3 protein-coding genes and 1 pseudogene are annotated in these 2,122 nt (G+C 69.6%); all 4 read right to left on the reverse strand.

Annotation, left to right across the window (positions count from 1 at the left end):
* Positions 1 to 18: 18 nt before the first annotated feature.
* A complete protein-coding gene (locus tag ACNFOC_RS53590) occupies positions 19 to 591 on the reverse strand; it encodes a Clp protease N-terminal domain-containing protein (protein ID WP_416966198.1) in 573 nt (190 codons plus the stop codon).
* The gene (locus tag ACNFOC_RS53595; protein ID WP_266772466.1) at positions 591 to 800 is read right to left on the reverse strand and encodes a helix-turn-helix domain-containing protein; all 210 of its coding nucleotides are present in this window, start codon (positions 798 to 800) and stop codon (positions 591 to 593) included. Before ACNFOC_RS53595 ends, ACNFOC_RS53590 begins: the two co-directional genes overlap by 1 nt.
* Before the next feature lie 163 nt (positions 801 to 963).
* A complete protein-coding gene (locus ACNFOC_RS53600; protein WP_416966199.1) occupies positions 964 to 1,932 on the reverse strand; it encodes a zinc-binding dehydrogenase in 969 nt (322 codons plus the stop codon).
* A gap of 37 nt (positions 1,933 to 1,969) precedes the next feature.
* A pseudogene (locus ACNFOC_RS53605) lies at positions 1,970 to 2,122 on the reverse strand (chitinase); the annotation flags it as partial.

Genomic DNA, 2,122 nt, shown 5'->3' on the forward strand with positions numbered 1-2,122 from the left:
ACCCTCAGCCCACCACCCTCAACTGGCCGCCCTCGCCTCTCCCCCGCCGTACAGCACCCGCGTCACCGCCTCGTGCGTCACCCCGTGATCGGCGAGCGCCTCGCCCGGCACGCCGGGGAGGACGGTGAGCGCGAGGAGGATGTGTTCGTCGCCGATGTGCCGGTCCCGGTGGGCGACGGCGATGCGCAGGGACTTCTCCACAACGTTCTTGGCGCCGCGGCTGAAGGTACGGCGGCCCGACCACGACTCCCTGAGCTTTTGCTCGCCGGACATCGCTCCGACGCCGTGCACCTCCTCGACCCGGGCGACGATCTCCGAGACGTCGATACCGAGCCCGGCAAGGGCGTCGGCCTCGGCCTGCGAGAGTCCCGCACGTCGGCGCGCGTCGCCCAGAGCCTGTCGTACGGACTCCTTGCGTTCCTCGGGAGCGAGACCGAGGGCGGTCAGGGCGAAGGAGCCCCGGCTGCCCTGGCGGTCGAGGAGGGCCAGCAGCAGGTGTTCGGCGTCGACGGAACCGGCCCCCGACCGCTCGCACTGCCGCACCGCGCCCTGCACCACGGCGCGGGCGTCCTTCGTGAACCGTTCGAACATCACTGCCTCCCGTACTTCTTGTGCACGGCCTGCCTGCTGACACCGAGTTCCGCTGCGATCTCCTGCCACGACCAGCCCTGGTTGCGCGCACTGCGCACCTGCACCGCCTCCAACTGCTCCACCAGCCTGCGCAGCGCGGAGACGGCACGCAGGCCGACCCGTGGATCACGGTCACCCGCGCGCTCGGCGAGATCCGTTGCTTCGGTCATGATGTCAACCTACGTTGACACTCGCCGCATGTCAACCAAAGTTGACGCCCGACGACGGCGATCGCGGCGATGACACACGCCGACGGCCGGCCCGGAGAACCGGACCGGCCGCACAAAGCCACACGCAGGAAAGGGAGTTACTCACCGGAGCTGCCAGCCAGGGTCACTGACCGTTCGTGAGGACGATCTTGCCGAACTGGCCGCCGGAGTCGAGCCGTTCGAAGCCCTCGCGGGCGCGGTCCATGGGCAGCACCTCGTCGATGACCGGACGGACACCGGTGGCCGCGCAGAAGGCGAGCAGGTCCTCCAGCTCGTCCTTGGTGCCCATGGTCGAGCCGACGACCTTGAGTTCGAGGAAGAAGATGCGGGTGAGTTCGGCGTGCGAGGGCCGGTCACCGCTGGTGGCACCGGAGATGACGAGCGTGCCGCCGGGCTTGAGCGATTTCACCGAGTGGGACCAGGTGGCGGCGCCGACGGTCTCGATGACGGCGTCGACCCGCTGAGGCAACCGCGCCCCCGGCTCCACCGCCTCCACCGCGCCGAGCTCCAGCGCCCGCTTCCGCTTGGCCTCGTCCCGGCTGGTCGCGAAGACGCGCAGCCCGGCCGCCTTGGCGAGCACGATGGCGGCCGTGGCGACACCCCCGCCGGCACCCTGCACGAGCACCGAATCACCGGGCCGTACACCGGAGTTGGTGAAGAGCATGCGGTACGCCGTCAGCCAGGCCGTGGGCAGACAGGCGGCCTCCGCGAAGGACAGTTCCTTCGGCTTCGGCAGGACGTTCCAGGTCGGTACGGCGACCCGCTCGGCGAAGGTGCCCTGGTAGTGCTCGGTGAGGATGGAACGGGGTTCCTTGGGGCCGACGCCGTGACCGGTCTGGCCGATGACGGAGTGCAGGACGACCTCGTTGCCGTCCTCGTCGACACCGGCGGCGTCGCAGCCGAGGATCATCGGCAGCTTGTCCTCCGCGAGGCCTACGCCGCGCAGGGACCACAGGTCATGGTGATTGAGGGAAGCGGCCCTGACGTCGACAACACTCCAGCCCGGCCGGGCCTCGGGGGCGGGACGCTCCCCCAACTCAAGGCCGGAGAGCGGCTGGTCGCGGTCGATTCGGGCGGCGTAGACGGCGAACATGACCATGACGATAGGCGCCGCCGCTTGACCAGGGAACTACCTCACGCTGTGACACATGCCCTGTTGCGGGGCCGTCCCACTGCGGGTTGCAGTAGCCGTTGCTCAGGACGAACGCCAGCGTGAACCACTTCACGCCGGTCGCGTTCATGACAGTCGTGGGGCTGGGCGGGTTCCCCCAGCCGTTGTAGAG

The organism is Streptomyces colwelliae (assembly GCF_048158785.1).
Classification (GTDB): domain Bacteria; phylum Actinomycetota; class Actinomycetes; order Streptomycetales; family Streptomycetaceae; genus Streptomyces.

Coding starts and splice junctions, on each gene's coding strand:
- ACNFOC_RS53595 (WP_266772466.1), bottom strand. CDS start 800: ATGACCGAAGCAACGGATCTCGCCGAGCGCGCGGGTGACCGTGATCCA.
- ACNFOC_RS53600 (WP_416966199.1), bottom strand. CDS start 1,932: ATGTTCGCCGTCTACGCCGCCCGAATCGACCGCGACCAGCCGCTCTCC.
- ACNFOC_RS53590 (WP_416966198.1), bottom strand. CDS start 591: ATGTTCGAACGGTTCACGAAGGACGCCCGCGCCGTGGTGCAGGGCGCG.